The sequence below is a fragment of the Curtobacterium guangdongense genome (assembly GCF_049341845.1).
In the GTDB taxonomy this organism is placed as follows: domain Bacteria; phylum Actinomycetota; class Actinomycetes; order Actinomycetales; family Microbacteriaceae; genus Curtobacterium; species Curtobacterium guangdongense.
Genome location: NZ_JBMPIT010000010.1, coordinates 84,336 through 98,174 on the forward strand (window position 1 = coordinate 84,336; position 13,839 = coordinate 98,174).

15 protein-coding genes and 1 tRNA gene are annotated in these 13,839 nt (G+C 69.9%); 6 read left to right on the plus strand and 10 right to left on the minus strand.

The features are described from left to right. Positions 1-82 precede the first annotated feature (82 nt). Positions 83-961, plus strand: coding sequence for a LysR family transcriptional regulator (locus ACO0E1_RS15970; protein WP_422875074.1), 879 nt, complete (start codon positions 83-85; stop codon positions 959-961). Positions 962-1,004: 43 nt separating this feature from the next. Here the strand turns inward: ACO0E1_RS15970 and ACO0E1_RS15975 are convergent, their stop codons facing one another. Then, positions 1,005-2,987, minus strand: a complete 1,983-nt coding sequence (locus ACO0E1_RS15975; RefSeq protein WP_422875075.1) for a potassium transporter Kup — start codon at positions 2,985-2,987, stop codon at positions 1,005-1,007. Between the two features lie 142 nt (positions 2,988-3,129). Between ACO0E1_RS15975 and ACO0E1_RS15980 the strand changes: the two genes are divergently transcribed. Continuing rightward, positions 3,130-4,161, plus strand: coding sequence for an NAD(P)-dependent alcohol dehydrogenase (locus ACO0E1_RS15980; protein ID WP_422875076.1), 1,032 nt, complete (start codon positions 3,130-3,132; stop codon positions 4,159-4,161). A 61-nt stretch (positions 4,162-4,222) separates the two neighbouring features. On the opposite strand, the gene ppk2 is transcribed toward ACO0E1_RS15980, so the two are convergent. Further along, positions 4,223-5,128, minus strand: a complete 906-nt coding sequence (gene ppk2, locus ACO0E1_RS15985) for a polyphosphate kinase 2 (RefSeq protein WP_422875119.1) — start codon at positions 5,126-5,128, stop codon at positions 4,223-4,225. Between the two features lie 89 nt (positions 5,129-5,217). Beyond that, positions 5,218-6,081, minus strand: coding sequence for an alpha/beta fold hydrolase (locus ACO0E1_RS15990; protein ID WP_422875077.1), 864 nt, complete (start codon positions 6,079-6,081; stop codon positions 5,218-5,220). A 51-nt stretch (positions 6,082-6,132) separates the two neighbouring features. Between ACO0E1_RS15990 and ACO0E1_RS15995 the strand changes: the two genes are divergently transcribed. After that, positions 6,133-6,591, plus strand: a complete 459-nt coding sequence (locus ACO0E1_RS15995; RefSeq protein ID WP_422875078.1) for a winged helix-turn-helix transcriptional regulator — start codon at positions 6,133-6,135, stop codon at positions 6,589-6,591. A gap of 4 nt (positions 6,592-6,595) precedes the next feature. Here ACO0E1_RS15995 and ACO0E1_RS16000 read toward each other — a convergent pair. After that, a tRNA-Arg gene (locus ACO0E1_RS16000) sits at positions 6,596-6,670 on the minus strand. A gap of 33 nt (positions 6,671-6,703) precedes the next feature. Next, a complete protein-coding gene (locus tag ACO0E1_RS16005) occupies positions 6,704-7,795 on the minus strand; it encodes an alpha/beta fold hydrolase (RefSeq protein WP_422875079.1) in 1,092 nt (363 codons plus the stop codon). A gap of 46 nt (positions 7,796-7,841) precedes the next feature. Here ACO0E1_RS16005 and ACO0E1_RS16010 point away from each other — a divergent pair, with 46 nt between their 5' ends. Next, the gene (locus ACO0E1_RS16010) at positions 7,842-8,258 is read left to right on the plus strand and encodes an arsenate reductase ArsC (RefSeq protein WP_422875080.1); all 417 of its coding nucleotides are present in this window, start codon (positions 7,842-7,844) and stop codon (positions 8,256-8,258) included. A 119-nt stretch (positions 8,259-8,377) separates the two neighbouring features. Here ACO0E1_RS16010 and ACO0E1_RS16015 read toward each other — a convergent pair whose 3' ends face one another. The 3 genes from ACO0E1_RS16015 to ACO0E1_RS16025 all read right to left on the minus strand — a co-directional run bounded on the left by ACO0E1_RS16015 (position 8,378) and on the right by ACO0E1_RS16025 (position 11,188). Beyond that, positions 8,378-8,872, minus strand: coding sequence for an HNH endonuclease (locus ACO0E1_RS16015; RefSeq protein ID WP_281265840.1), 495 nt, complete (start codon positions 8,870-8,872; stop codon positions 8,378-8,380). Between the two features lie 350 nt (positions 8,873-9,222). Further along, positions 9,223-10,170, minus strand: a complete 948-nt coding sequence (locus ACO0E1_RS16020; protein ID WP_422875081.1) for a C40 family peptidase — start codon at positions 10,168-10,170, stop codon at positions 9,223-9,225. 322 nt (positions 10,171-10,492) lie between these two features. Then, complete coding sequence (locus ACO0E1_RS16025; protein WP_422875082.1) at positions 10,493-11,188, minus strand: iron-dependent transcriptional repressor DtxR; 696 nt, start codon at positions 11,186-11,188, stop codon at positions 10,493-10,495. Between the two features lie 122 nt (positions 11,189-11,310). Between ACO0E1_RS16025 and serC the strand changes: the two genes are divergently transcribed. Next, positions 11,311-12,429, plus strand: a complete 1,119-nt coding sequence (serC, locus tag ACO0E1_RS16030) for a phosphoserine transaminase (RefSeq protein ID WP_422875083.1) — start codon at positions 11,311-11,313, stop codon at positions 12,427-12,429. A 75-nt stretch (positions 12,430-12,504) separates the two neighbouring features. Here serC and ACO0E1_RS16035 read toward each other — a convergent pair whose 3' ends face one another. Both ACO0E1_RS16035 and ACO0E1_RS16040 read right to left on the minus strand, forming a co-directional pair. Then, positions 12,505-13,095, minus strand: coding sequence for a DUF3027 domain-containing protein (locus tag ACO0E1_RS16035; protein ID WP_422875084.1), 591 nt, complete (start codon positions 13,093-13,095; stop codon positions 12,505-12,507). Then, positions 13,092-13,469 (minus strand): cold-shock protein, encoded by a 378-nt coding sequence (locus ACO0E1_RS16040; protein ID WP_281265845.1) that lies wholly within the window; start codon positions 13,467-13,469, stop codon positions 13,092-13,094. The genes ACO0E1_RS16035 and ACO0E1_RS16040 overlap by 4 nt, the downstream gene beginning before the upstream one ends. Before the next feature lie 50 nt (positions 13,470-13,519). On the opposite strand from ACO0E1_RS16040, the gene ACO0E1_RS16045 reads away from it, so the two are divergent. Continuing rightward, complete coding sequence (locus tag ACO0E1_RS16045) at positions 13,520-13,819, plus strand: multidrug ABC transporter ATPase (protein ID WP_422875085.1); 300 nt, start codon at positions 13,520-13,522, stop codon at positions 13,817-13,819. Positions 13,820-13,839 lie beyond the last annotated feature (20 nt).

A 13,839-nucleotide genomic window follows, 5' to 3' on the forward strand; every position in this document is an offset into this window, starting at 1 on the left:
GGTCCGCACCCACGCACCCGTCCAAGACCCGTTGGGTGTCTGCTGATGCCCGGCGGGTATCGGGCGACGTAGGCTCCGTGGCGTGGACGATCTCGAGACGCGCGAACTCCGGTACTTCGTGACCGTGGCCGAGGAGCTGCACTTCGGCCGTGCCGCCGCGCGCCTCGGCATGTCCCAGCCGCCGCTGTCCCGCGCCATCCGGCAGCTCGAACAGCGGATCGGGACTGAGCTCTTCGAGCGGAACCCCCGCGGCGTCACGTTGACGGCCGCCGGCACGGTCCTGTTCGGCGATGCCGGACCAGCGCTGGCGGCCGTGGCCGCCGCCGGCCGGCGAGCCCAGCGGGCGGGACGCCGGACGCGCCGCCTCGTGCTCGCGGTCAAGGCGGGCGCCGACCACGAGCTCCTGCAGGCGTTCCTCGACGTGCAGGACGCGGACCCGGACGCCCTGCCGATCGAGGTCGTGTTCGGCGAAGTCCACGAGCAGGCGGCGTTCCTCCGCGACGGCACGGCGGACATCGCGCTCATGCACCGGACGTACGACGACCTGACCGGCTTCGACGCCGAGGACCTGCGGACCGAGCAGCAGGTCGCGATCCTGCCGAGGACACACCCGCTGGCGTCACGGCCAGCGCTCTCCACCGCCGACCTGCGCGACCTGCCGGACCTGCCCGCCGCCCGGTGGCCCCGCGTCGACGGCACCTACCCGGACGGCCCGGGTCCGGAGGTCCGCTCGCAGGCCCAGCTCGCGCAGCTCGTCGCCCTCGGCCGGACCGTCATCGTCATCCCGCGGTCGAGCCGCACCCTGCAGTGGCCGGAGCACGTCGCGGTCCCGGTGCTCGACGCCGCGCTCGCGACGACCGTGATCGCGTGGCCAGCCGCCTCGACGTCGCCGGACGTCGCCCGTGCGGTGCGGAACGCGGTCAGTGCTGCGGAGACGTTCGCGGCGTCGCGGACGGCCTGAGCAGGACAGCCCGAGCAGGACGGCCCGAGCAGGCCGTCCCGCGTCAGATCTCCACGTCGCTGCCCATCGTCACGGTGCGCTGCGGCGGGAGCCCGAAGCGGGCTGCCGGGTCCGCCGCGTTGTGGGCGAGCCCGACGAAGAGCTTCTTCCGCCAGGACACCATGCCCCGGTTGCCACGCATCGGCCGCAGTGCACCGCGGGAGATGAAGTACGACGCCTCGGCCATGTCGTCCGGGTCGAGGTCGAGCACCTCGGACAAGCACGCCGCGTGCAGGGCGTGCGGCAGGTCCTGGTCGTCGGAGAACCCGAACTTCACGGTGATGTGCTCGATGCCGTCGTCGGTGTAGCCGAGGTCGTCGCGGACGAAGGCCTTCGCGTGCGGGACGTGCGGCACGTTCGCCGTGATGACGGAGACGATGATGACGTGCTTGTGCACCACGTGGTTGTGCTCGACGTTCGCACGGAGCGCCAGCGGCGTCGTGTCCTTGTTCGGGTGTGGGAAGACCGCGACGCCCCGGACGCGCGGCACGTGCTTCGTGTTGATCTTCTCGATGAACTCGTCGAGGGATCCCTCGCGCTCCTGCCGCTCCTGCTGCACGAGCTGCCGGCCCCGGCGCCACGTCGTCATGACCGTGATCACCGCGAGGGCGATGAGGAGCGGCACCCACCCGCCGTGGATCACCTTCGACAGGTTGCCGGCGAGGAACGTCAGCTCCAGTCCGCCGAACACGACCGCGGCGACGACGAGCTTCCACGTCGCCCAGTGCCAGAGCGGCTTCACCACGAGGAGCAGCAGGAGCGTGTCCGTGACGAGCGCCCCGGTCACCGAGACCCCGTAGGCCGTCGCCAGGCTCGCCGACGACCGGAACGCGAGCATGATCGCCATCACGCCGATGAAGAGCAGCAGGTTCACCGCCGGCAGGTAGATCTGACCGCCCTCCTCCTTCGAGGTCTGGCGGATCGTCAGCGGCGGCAGCAGGCCGAGCTGCACCGCCTGCCGGGTGAGCGAGAACGCCCCGGAGATGACCGCCTGACTGGCGATGACCGTCGCGGCCGTCGCGAGCACCACGACCGGGAGCTGCGCCCAGTTCGGGAAGAGCAGGAAGAACGGGTCCTTCGTCGCCTCCGGGTGCTCGAGCACGAGCGCCGCCTGGCCGAGGTAGTTGAGGACCAGCGCGGGGAACACCACGAAGAACCACGCGCGGCGGATCGGCACCCGGCCGAAGTGCCCCATGTCCGCGTAGAGGGCCTCGGCACCGGTGATCACCAGGACGACGGCGCCCATCGCGACGAACGAGATGAACGGGTGCGCGAAGACGAACGCGATCGCCCACGTCGGGGACAGCCCCTGCAGCACGCCGGGGTGCTGGACGATCATCGGGAGGCCGGCCACCGCGATCACGACGAACCAGAGCAACATCACCGGACCGAACAGCGTCCCGACCTTGCCGGTACCGAACCGCTGCACGAAGAACAGGATCACGAGGATGACCGCCGCGATCGGCACGATGAGGTGCCCGACCGCCGGCGCCGCGGTGCCGAGGCCCTCGACCGCGGACAGCACGGAGACCGCCGGGGTGATCACGGAGTCCCCGTAGAAGAGCGAGACCCCGACGATCCCCACGATGAGGAAGATCGTCGAGCCGCCGCGGCGCTTGGCGTACAGGCGACGGGCCAGCGCGGCGAGCGCCATCACGCCGCCCTCGCCGTTGTTGTCCGCGCGCATGAGCACGAGGACGTACTTGATCGACACGATGATCGTGATGCTCCAGAACATCATCGAGATCACGCCGTAGACGTCCTCGGGGATCGGCTTCACGATCCCGCCGTCGATCGTGAACACGGTCCGCAGCGAGTACAGCGGGCTGGTTCCGATGTCGCCGAAGACGACCCCGAGCGCGGCGAGCGCCAGGGCCGTCATGCCCTTGGGGCCGCCGTGTCCGGTGACGGCGTCGTCGCCGGGTGCGGTGTCCTGACCATGTGCGGCGTCCTCGCCGACAGGAGCCGCGGAGTGGGTGTCCGTCACGCTCGATCTCTCCACAATCCAGTCGCCAGGGAAGCGGCCAGCGATCATCCTGCCACCGCCCGGCGTGAACGCTCGCAGCCACGACCTGAGCGTTCAGCACGGGTGGACGACACCTGTTGTGTAACAGGCGTATCCTGCCGCCATGAAGGCTCTCCAGTACCGCACCATCGGCTCCCGTCCGGAGCTCGTCGACATCCCGAAGCCCGTCCCTGGCGCGTCGGAGGTCCTGCTCCGCGTCACCGCCGCCGGGGCCTGCCACTCGGACGAGTTCATCATGGGCACGTCCGCCGAGGACTACTGGTTCAAGCCCGTCCCGCTGACGCTCGGCCACGAGGTCGCCGGCGTCGTCGAGGCGATCGGCGAGGGCGTGCACGGCGTCGAGGTCGGCGAGTCCGTCCTGGTCTACGGGCCGTGGGGCTGCGGCCGCTGCTACGCGTGCGCATCGGGCGAGGAGCAGAACTGCGAGCACGGCATGCGCGCACCCGGGATCTTCAGCGACGGCGGCATGGCCGAGTACATGATCGTCGACGACGCCCGCCACCTCGTGCCGATCGGCGATCTCGACCCGGTCGCGAACGTCTCGCTGACCGACGCGGCGCTCACCCCGTACCGCGCCGTGAAGTCCGCGCTCCCCCGTCTGACCCCCGGCACCACCGCCGTCGTCATCGGCTCCGGTGGGCTCGGTCACGTCGCGATCCAGCTCCTCAAGGCGCTGACCCAGTCGACCGTCGTGGTGCTCGACGTCGACGACGACAAGCTGTCGTTCGCCGAGTCGGTCGGCGCCGACCACACCTTCCTGTCGAACCCCGACGCGATCGAGAGCGTCAAGGGCATCACGCGCGGCCTCGGTGCCGACGTCGTGTTCGACTTCGTGGGCATCCAGCCGACCGCCGACCTCGCCGCGGGCATGATCCGCGTCGCCGGGGACATCGTCGTCGTCGGTGTCGCGACGGGCGCCGTCCCGGTCGGGCAGACCACCGTGCCGCTCGACGTCAACGCGCGGGCGATCAACTGGGGGTCCCGCACCGAGCTCATGGAGGTCATCGAGCTCGCCAAGAAGGGCGCGATCTCCATCCACGTCGAGGAGTACTCGATGGACCAGGCGACGGAGGCGTACGACCGCCTGCACGCCGGCAAGGTGCGTGGCCGCGCCGTGGTGGTGCCGACCCGCTGAGCCAGGTGACGGACGGGAGGCTCGTGGCGGCGCCGCCACGAGCCTCCCGTCCGTCTGCTGCTCACTCCTCCATCTGGAGCGCCTTGCCGCGCATCACCAGCAGCGGATCGGGCGGTAGCGCGACCGACGGGTCCTTGTCCTCGTAGTCGAACTGCGCGAGGAAGTACCGCATCGCGTTCACGCGGGCACGCTTCTTGTCGTTCGACCGGACGATCGTCCACGGCGCGTACCGCTTGTCGGTGCGGCGGAACATCTCTTCCTTCGCCGCCGTGTAGTCGTCCCACACGCGGAGCGACGCGACGTCGTTCGGCGAGAGCTTCCACCGGCGAACCGGGTCCAGCTGCCGGATGGCGAACCGGGTGCGCTGCTCCTTCCGGGTCACCGAGAACCAGAACTTCGTGACGTGGATGCCCGAGTCGACGAGCATCCGCTCGAACGACGGCGCCTGCGCCATGAACGTCTCGTACTCCTCGTCCGAGCAGTAGCCCATCACACGCTCGACCCCGGCGCGGTTGTACCAGGAGCGGTCGAACATCACGATCTCCCCGGCGCTCGGCAGGTACTCGACGTAGCGCTGGAAGTACCACTGGCCCTGCTCGCGCTCGGTCGGCTTCGACAGCGCGACGACGCGGGACGTCCTGGGGTTGAGGTGCTCGGTGAACCGCTTGATCGTGCCGCCCTTGCCGGCCGCGTCCCGGCCCTCGAAGAGGATGATCGCGCGGCGGCCGTTGTCCTCGAGCCAGTACTGGAACTTCAGCAGCTCGACCTGCAGGCGGTACTTCTCGAACTCGTACTCGTCGCGGCTCATCCGCTCGTCGTACGGGTAGTCCTCTTTCCATGTGTAGATCGGGTTGCCCTGCGGATCGATCAGCTCCGGGTCGGGCGTGTGGGCGTTGTCGACCGTGTACCCGCGGGTCCGCAGGTCCTCGATGTACTCGCGCAGGTCCCCGATGGGGGCGGCATCCAGCACGGCGTCCTCCTCTGCCGGCGCGGGATCGGGTGCGCGGCTCCCACCGGTATAGCAACACGGCGTGAACGGCGGCCGACCGACAGGCGTCAGGTCCCAGCGGGTGTGCCACCGAGGAACGGCACGAGCTGATCGAGGAGCTCGCGCGGCCTGTCCAGGGGAACGATGTGCCCGCTCGTCGGGATCGAGACGCTTCCGAGGTGGTCCGTGATCGACTGCAGCTGCCGCGCGGTGGCGTCGCCGACCACCTGTGCGCCGATGGCCAGCGTCGGGACGCGCAACCGCAGCCGACGGCTCGCCTCGGCGATCTGCTCGGCATTCCGAGGCATCGCGCGGTAGTACTCGAGCCCGCAGCGGAGCGCCTCCCGCCCGCTGTACGCGCGGACGAATGCGTCGCGGATGGTCGCAGCCACGCCCGACTGATCCGCTGTGCCGGCGCGGAGGAAGAAGTCGAGGTACTCGGCTTCGTGGCCTTCGATGACGGTCTCGGCGAGGCCGGGAACCGCATGGAACCCGAACCACCACGGCGCACCGTTCCGGAAGAACCCCTCGGCACCGGGCAGCAGCCCGATGGTCGACTCCATCAGGACGAGCCGTGACACCCGGTGCGGATGTTCGAGTGCGAGCATGAACGCCGGTGGTGCGCCGGCATCGATCGCGACGACAGCCGCAGTGGGCGCGTCCATGGCGTCGAGGAGCCCAGCCATGTCGGCCGCCAGGTTCCGAGCGTCGTAACCCGCACGTTCGCGGTCGCTCCCGCCGAGGCCGCGGAGGTCGGGGGCGATGACCCGGTGCGATCGGGACAGCACGGGGATCACGTCGCTCCAGACCCGCCAGGTGTGCGGGAAACCGTGCATCAGGAGCACAGGAGACCCGGTACCGACGATCGCGACGTTGAGTCGGGTGCCGTTCGTCGCGACCTGGGTCTCGACGGTCGATGGGCTGCTGGTCATGGCGCTCCCTGTGGTTACCATTGGTGACCACATGATGGTAGGAGACCGCCCATGCACGGGAAAGACGGCACTTCGGCGAAACACGGTCACCAGCAGGTGACCGCCCGCTCGCCCCTGCGTCGAGGTGACCTCTTCGATCCGGCCTGCCCGACCCGGCAGCTCCTGGACCGGCTCGGCGGCAAGTGGACGTCCATGGCGGTGAAGGTGCTCGGCGACGAGCATCCCGGTGAGGTCCGCTTTGCCGAGCTGAAGCGTCGCATGCCCGGGATCTCGCAGAAGATGCTCGCGCAGACGCTCAGGAGCCTCGAACGCGACTCGTTGGTCGAGCGACGCGTCGAACCGACCACACCGCCGAAGGTCCACTACCGGCTCACGGCGCTCGGCCAGTCACTCACCGAGCCGATCGCCGCCCTACGGGACTGGGCGGAACGCCACATGGCGCGGATCGATGCCGCGGGACTCGCCTGGGACGCTGCCCGAATGGGACCGGACAACCACGGCGACGCGTGAGGCTTGGTGCCCCTGGAGGGACTCGAACCCCCAACCCTTTCCTTAGGACGGAACTGCTCTTCCATTGAGCTACAGAGGCCGGCCCGTCCACTCTAGCGGGACCGGCGGGCACCTAGTCCCGGAACGGCTCCAGGAACGCGACGAGCTCGGCCGCGTACGACTCCGGCTGCTCGAACGGGGCGAAGTGCCCGCCGCGCTCGGGTTCCGACAGGTACACGAGGTTCGTCGTCCGCTCGAGCCATTCCCTCGGCGCACGGACGAGGTCGCCCGGGTAGAGCGTGAACCCGGACGGTGCCTCCACCCGGCGTGCGGACTGCTCGGGCGGGATCGCCGCGTTCTCGTGGTACATCCGCATGGCGGAGCCGATCGTGCCCGTCGCCCAGTACTCGGTGACGAGCTGGAGCACCTCGTCCCGCGTGTACACCGACCACAGGTCGCCGTCGCAGTCGCTCCACGACCGGAGCTTCTCGACGATCCACGCGGCGAGCCCCGCTGGTGAGTCGTTCAACCCGACCGCCGCGGTCTGCGGCTTCGTCCGGTGCATCGACGCGTACGCGCCCTCGGTGTCCCGCCACCGGAACGTCGCCGCCACGAAGTCGCGCTCGGCGGGCGAGAGACCGCCGACGTCGATGCCGGGCCACGGCAACCCGCCGTCGATGCGGTGCACGGCGACCACGCGGTCCTGGTGGTCGAGCGCGAGGTACCGGGCGACGTGCGTGCCGATGTCCCCACCGGCGACCGCGAACCGGTCGTACCCGAGCTCGGTCATGAGCGTCGCCCAGAGCCCCGCGACCGCCCGCGCGTCGATCGGCGTCGGCGGCGCGTCCGAGAAGCCGTACCCGGGCATGTCCGGCACGACGACGTCGAACCCCGCGTCGACGAGCAGCGGCAGGACCTTCCGGTACCGCCAGGTCGAGTCCGGCCAGCCGTGCGCGAGCAGCAGGGGCGTGCCGCCGTCCCCGGCGTGCAGGACGTTGATGCCGATCCCGTCGATCTCGACGGTGCGGCTCGGGAGCGCGGCGAGAGCGTCGCGATGGGCGTCGAAGTCGAACCCGTCCGCCCAGTACTCGACGAGCTCGCGCAGTTCGGCGACGTCGACGCCGAGCGACCACCCCTGCACACCGGGTGCGTCGGGCCAGCGCGTCGCCCGCAGTCGCGCACGGAGGTCCGTGACGGTGTCGTCGTCGATCCGCATCTCGGTCATGGCCCGACGCTACGCATCCCCTCCGACAACCGTGCAGGATGGGCGGATGACCACGCCGAGGCCCGCTGTGCTCTTCGTCTGTGTCCACAACGCCGGCCGCTCCCAGATGGCCGCCGGCTACCTCCGGCACCTCGCCGGCGACCGGGTCGACGTCTTCTCCGCCGGCTCCGAGCCCGCCGATCGCATCAACCAGGTCGCCGTCGACGCGATGGCCGAGGACGGCGTCGACATCCTCGGTGAAGCACCGAGGATCCTCACCACGGACGCCGTCCGGCAGGCGGACGTCGTGATCACGATGGGCTGCGGCGACGCGTGCCCGGTGTTCCCGGGCAAGCGGTACGAGGACTGGGCGCTCACGGACCCCGCCGGGCTCCCACTCGACGCCGTCCGCCCGATCCGCGACGACATCCGCGACCGTGTCCGGACGCTGATCGCGGACCTGACGCCGAGCGCACGCCGGTGACGACGACGGACGGGAGGCTCGTGGCGGCCCCGCCACGAGCCTCCCGTCCGGAACCGGGAAACGGACACCGCACCACGCGACTGCGCGGTGCGGTGTCCGTTCCGTGGTGCGTGCCGCCGCTACGCGGCGATGAGGAACTCGTCCCACTCGGCCTGCGGACGCTCGACGCCGCGCACGACCCAGCTCGAACCGTGCGGCGCCTTCGGGCGGAACCGCAGGTGCCAGCCCATCTCCCGCGGGGTGCGGTCGCCCTTGGCGTTGTTGCACGCCAGGCAGCACGCGACGAGGTTCTCCCACGAGTCCTCGCCCCCGCGCGACTTCGGCTGCACGTGATCGATCGTGGTCGCGTGCCGGTCGCAGTACGCGCACCGGTTGGCGTCCCGGCGGAGCACACCGCGTCGGGACACCGGCACGAGTCTCGAGTGCGGGATGCGCACGTACCTCGTGAGGATGATGACGGACGGACGGTCGAAGCTCGACGTCGACCCGGTGACGGGGTGTTCGACGTCGGCGGCGACGATGGCGGCCTTCTGGTTCATGACCAGCACGAGGGCCCGCCGGAACGAGATGACCGCGAGGGGCTCGTAACCGGCGTTGAGGACGAGAGTGCGCATGGGTTCCCTTCCGACGTGCCTGGACGGCTTCCAGGCGGTGCGGGGCACCGGACCGGACGATGACGAACGGGTGACCGCGAACCCGGTCCCGGAACGAAGAAGAGCACCACCCCGCAGGGCAGTGCTCTCCATCACGCTGGGGCGTGCAGGTGCACGCAGGTCGTGGTCGACCATATGTCGACGTGCGCGCGCCGACCCATGGTGCGGGTCGTGCGTGACGTTGACATGGGGTCTCCTGTTCGGGCCGTGTCGGGCCGATGTCGCCAGGTTAACCCAGAAACCGGCCCAGCACGAGGAGTGCTGGGCCGGTTCTCCGGTTGTTCAGGTTCGCGTCAGGCCACGCGGGCGGGTCAGACGCCCATCCGGACGATGTGGTAGTCGCTCGTCCAGATCGGACGGATCGACACCGAGCCACCGGGCTTCGGGGCGTCCATGATCATGCCGTTGCCCATGTAGAAGCCGTCGTGCGCCTCGTTGTTGAAGATGACGACGTCGCCGGGCTGCGCCTCGGACTCGGGGATCGTGGTGCCGGCCTGGTCCTGCAGCGGCACGGAGTGCGCGAGGTTGATGCCGTACTGGGCGTACACGAACATGACGTAGCCCGAGCAGTCGAACCCGGACGGGTCCGCGCCGCCGAAGACGTACGGGGTGCCGATGTACTGCTTCGCGGTGGCGACGACGGCCGGCAGCGAGAACGGGGTGTTCGCGGCCGGAGCGGTCGTGGTCGTGGCGGCGGTACTGGACTTCGCGAGGTAGTCCTGCGCGGACGGGCCGGTGTACGACGCGTACTGCTTCGCGGTCGCGGCGCGGGCGGCGGCGACCTCGGCCGCGTGCTTCTCGGACGCGAGGGTCGCGGAAGACGTGGCCGAGTAGCCGTCGCGGCTGGTGTCGGCGAGCGCGGCGGCGTCGGAGACGGACAGCTGCTGGCTCTGGGTCGTGCGGATCGCCTGCTGCGCGGTCGCGGTGTCGGAGGCACCGGACTGCTGCGTCGTGGCGAAGGCGGCGGGGACGGCCATCGTGCCGAACATGCCGGCGGCGACCGTCAGCACGATCGGGGCCATGAACTTGCGCTTGCGCGAGCTCGAGGACGGCTTGTCACTCGGAGCGGCGGCGCGCGTCGCGACGGGCTTGGGCGCGTGGGTGCCGGTCGCGCGCATCGCACGGGTCGGGCTGGAGCGTCGGGAGGTCTTGGCCTCGGCTTCGCGAGCGGCCCGCCGGGTGAGCGGGGCAACTGCGTCGTCAGTCGAGTTCGTCGGGTTCGCGGGCGTCACGTCCGCGGCGGAACCGGTCTGCGTCAAGGTGTGGGGTCTCCGGCGTCTCGTCATCACCCGCCCGACCGGCCGTGGTCCGTGCTGGCCGTCGTGCGTGCGCAACCCCATCCGTTCGTCATCGTTTCCGATCGAGGCAGGAGACGGGTTCGAGACGTCCTGCCACGGGTTCCCGGGTCGCTGTCAGCCCGGGGACTCGTCGAGTGTACGGGCGCACCGTTACCTTGTCGAGACGAAAACGCCGGTTTGTAACGGAATGGTAAAGAAGTCCTGATCAGAGGCGGGATTTTCGCTCCACCCCAATTCGCGGGAGGCTCCTGGCGGATGTCCCCCGCTGACGTACCCCGACGGGCTACGCGGCGTCGATGTAGACGTGCTGCGCAACCTCTGCCGGGAGCTCGATCCCGGCGTCCTCGCCGTCGACACGCACCGCGACGTACGCTCCCGCACGCTGCACACTCGCGAGTCGACCGGGCATCACGCCGGCCGAGCGCAGCTGGTGCAGGAGTTCCGGCTCGAACTGGACGGGCTCGCCCAGACGACGGATCACACCGGTCGCGACGGCGTCGGTGCCCTCGGTCGCGGCGACGATGTTGCGGACGCCGTCGAGGAAACCGCCGGCGTCCGGGCCACCGATCTCGGCGAGACCGGGGATCGGGTTGCCGTAGGGCGACTCGGTCGGGTTGCCGAGCATCTCGAGCAGGCGGATCTCCACCTGTTCGCTCATGACGTGCTCCCAGCGGCAGGCCTCGTCGTGGACGAACGCCCAGTCGAGTCCGATGACGTCGGAGAGCAGGCGCTCCGCGAGACGGTGCTTGCGCATGACGTGGGTCGCTCGGGAGCGCCCCTCGTCGGTGAGTTCGAGGTGCCGGTCGCCGGAGACGACGACGAGGCCGTCACGTTCCATCCGCGCGATCGTCTGCGAGACGGTCGGTCCGGAGTGCCCGAGGCGTTCGGAGATGCGCGCACGCAGCGGGACGATCCCCTCTTCTTCGAGGTCGAGGATCGTCCGGAGGTACATCTCCGTGGTGTCGACGAGATCGGTCACGGTCCGCCTCTCCTGTACTGGGCCCAGCGCAGCCCACCCTACTTGCTCGGGCTGACATGGAATGACCAACACTTGCACGACTCAAGAACTCCGATGGGATACCACCTCGGTAGGATCGGTCCATGGCAGACATCGTCATCCCCGCCGAATTCCTCCCCACCGACGGCCGCTTCGGATGCGGCCCGTCCAAGATCCGCGGAGCGCAGCTCGAGTCCCTCGTGACCCGTGGGGCGACGATCCTCGGCACGTCCCACCGCCAGAAGCCCGTCAAGGACCTCGTCGGCTCCGTCCGCCAGGGCCTCGCCGACCTGTTCGACCTCCCCGAGGGCTACGAGGTCGTCCTCGGCAACGGCGGATCGACCGCGTTCTGGGACGCCGCCGCGTTCGGCCTGATCGAGCAGCGCGCCGAGAACCTGTCGTTCGGCGAGTTCGGCTCGAAGTTCGCCAAGGCCGCCGGTGCGCCGTGGCTCGATGCGCCGCACGTGGTCGAGGCTCCTGGTGGCTCGCTCGCCGCGCTCGAGATCGTCGAGGGCGTCGACGTCTACGCGTACCCGCACAACGAGACCTCGACCGGTGTCATGGCCCCCGTCGTCCGCGCAGCCGGCGACCCCGGCGCCCTGACCGTCGTCGACGCCACGAGCGCCGCCGGCGGTGCGGCGTTCGACGTCAGCGCGACGGACGTGTACTACTTCGCGCCGCAGAAGAACTTCGCATCCGACGGCGGGCTGTGGCTCGCGCTGTTCTCCCCCGCCGCGATCGAGCGCGTGGAGCGGATCGCCGCGTCCGGCCGGTACATCCCGGAGTTCCTGTCCCTCAAGAACGCCGTGGACAACTCCCGCCTGGACCAGACGCTGAACACCCCGGCGATCTCGACCCTGCTGCTCCTCGACGACCAGGTCAAGTGGATCAACGAGTCCGGCGGGCTGGCGTGGGCGGACACCCGCACCAAGACGTCGTCGTCGATCCTCTACGACTGGGCCGAGTCGGTCGACTTCGCGACGCCGTTCGTGACGGACCCCGATCACCGGTCGCAGGTCGTCGCCACGATCGACCTCGACGACTCCATCGACGCGAAGGCCGTCGCCGCGACCCTGCGGGCGAACGGCATCGTCGACACCGAGCCGTACCGGAAGCTCGGGCGGAACCAGCTCCGCGTCGCGACCTTCACGGCGATCGACCCCGACGACGTGCAGAAGCTCGTCGGGGCGATCACCCACGTGGTCGGCGCACTGAAGGGCTGACGCCCGTCGTCGAGACACTTCCGAACACACGAAACGCCGCCGGATCCGGCGGCGTTTCGTCGTTGCGGGGGCGTCTCAGCGGGACGGCGGGGTGTCGTCGAGTTCGTCGACGTCCACGCCCTCGATCTCGTCGTCGTCCGACTCGGCGAGGTCGTCCTCGTCGTCGTCGAAGTCGTCGTCGTCCGACTCGTCGTCGTCCGACTCGTCATCGTCCGATTCGTCGTAGTCGTCGGACTCTTCGTCCGAGTCGTCCTCGTCCTCGTCCTCGTCCTCGTCAGCAGCGTCGTCGGACTCCTCGTCGTGCCCGTCCTGCGCCGCGCGGTACTCGGCGAGCCGCTCGGACCACGGCACCCAGTCCGGCGCCAGGAGCGCCCCGTCGCCGGGCATCAGCTCGACCTCGAGCACGGTGGGTTCGTCGCCCTCGACCTGGGCGATGCTGACGGTCCAGCGCCACCCCGGGTACCCGGGCATCCGGTTGGCGAACAGGTACGAGACGACGCCGTCGCCCTCGTCCGTGGTCCCGGCAGCGCCGCCGACGGTCGACTCGGCGGTCACCTCGAGGAGGGCCGTGCGGGCGAGCGCGCGGAGCTCGGGGACCTCTGGGGGCGCTGGCAGCTCGGGTGGAGCCGGGAGCTCGTGGGGCTCGGTCTGGTCGGTCATGGTCATGCGTCCAATTGGTCTGCGACGTGCCGCAGGATCGCGGCGAGGCGTGTGCCGTTCTTCGGGTAGCGGCCGTGGCGGAGGTCTCCGCTGATCCGGTCGAGTTCCTTCACGAGGTCCTCCACGATGACGGCCATGTCGTCCGCCGAGCGGCGCGACATCTTCGCCAGCGACGGCTGCGGGTCGAGCAGGTGCACGGAGAGCGCCTGCGAGCCGCGCTTGCCCTGCACGACGCCGTACTCGAGCCGTGTGCCGTTCTTCACGGTGGTCACGCCGTCCGGGAGCGACGAGGCGTGCAGGAAGACCTGGTCGCCATCGTCGCCGGTGATGAACCCGAAACCCTTCTGGTCGTCGTAGAACTTGACCTTGCCGGTGGGCATGCGTGGACTCCTCGATAGGTCTGCGGCCGTGGTACGGATATCCTGGGTCGATGGCCAAGCCGACCCGATCCCCCGGGGACACGCGGAACTCCGCTGAACCCCCGGCGACGTTCAATCGTACCGAACGCGCCCTCGCGTTCATGGTGGGCGGCATCATCCTCTTCACGATCCTGTGCTTCGCCGCCATGATCATCGGTTGGCTGACGCTCGGCACCATCCCCGGCACGGGCATCTGGCCCGTCGTCCTGGGCATCCTCTACGTCGGACCGCCGATCGCGCTCGTGCTGATCCTCGTCCTGCTGGGGGTCACCTGGACCCGCAAGGCCCGAGCGAACCGGGAAGCCCGCTGACGTCCGCTCCGGACGCCGGC

What these genes read in the sequence shown, in the direction of transcription:
- ACO0E1_RS15980 (WP_422875076.1), top strand. Translation starts at nt 3,130, where the DNA reads ATGAAGGCTCTCCAGTACCGCACCATCGGCTCCCGTCCGGAGCTCGTC.
- ACO0E1_RS15990 (WP_422875077.1), bottom strand. Translation starts at nt 6,081, where the DNA reads ATGACCAGCAGCCCATCGACCGTCGAGACCCAGGTCGCGACGAACGGC.
- ACO0E1_RS15995 (WP_422875078.1), top strand. Translation starts at nt 6,133, where the DNA reads ATGCACGGGAAAGACGGCACTTCGGCGAAACACGGTCACCAGCAGGTG.
- ACO0E1_RS16005 (WP_422875079.1), bottom strand. Translation starts at nt 7,795, where the DNA reads ATGACCGAGATGCGGATCGACGACGACACCGTCACGGACCTCCGTGCG.
- ACO0E1_RS16010 (WP_422875080.1), top strand. Translation starts at nt 7,842, where the DNA reads ATGACCACGCCGAGGCCCGCTGTGCTCTTCGTCTGTGTCCACAACGCC.
- ACO0E1_RS16015 (WP_281265840.1), bottom strand. Translation starts at nt 8,872, where the DNA reads ATGCGCACTCTCGTCCTCAACGCCGGTTACGAGCCCCTCGCGGTCATC.
- serC (WP_422875083.1), top strand. Translation starts at nt 11,311, where the DNA reads ATGGCAGACATCGTCATCCCCGCCGAATTCCTCCCCACCGACGGCCGC.
- ACO0E1_RS16035 (WP_422875084.1), bottom strand. Translation starts at nt 13,095, where the DNA reads ATGACCATGACCGACCAGACCGAGCCCCACGAGCTCCCGGCTCCACCC.
- ACO0E1_RS16040 (WP_281265845.1), bottom strand. Translation starts at nt 13,469, where the DNA reads ATGCCCACCGGCAAGGTCAAGTTCTACGACGACCAGAAGGGTTTCGGG.
- ACO0E1_RS16045 (WP_422875085.1), top strand. Translation starts at nt 13,520, where the DNA reads ATGGCCAAGCCGACCCGATCCCCCGGGGACACGCGGAACTCCGCTGAA.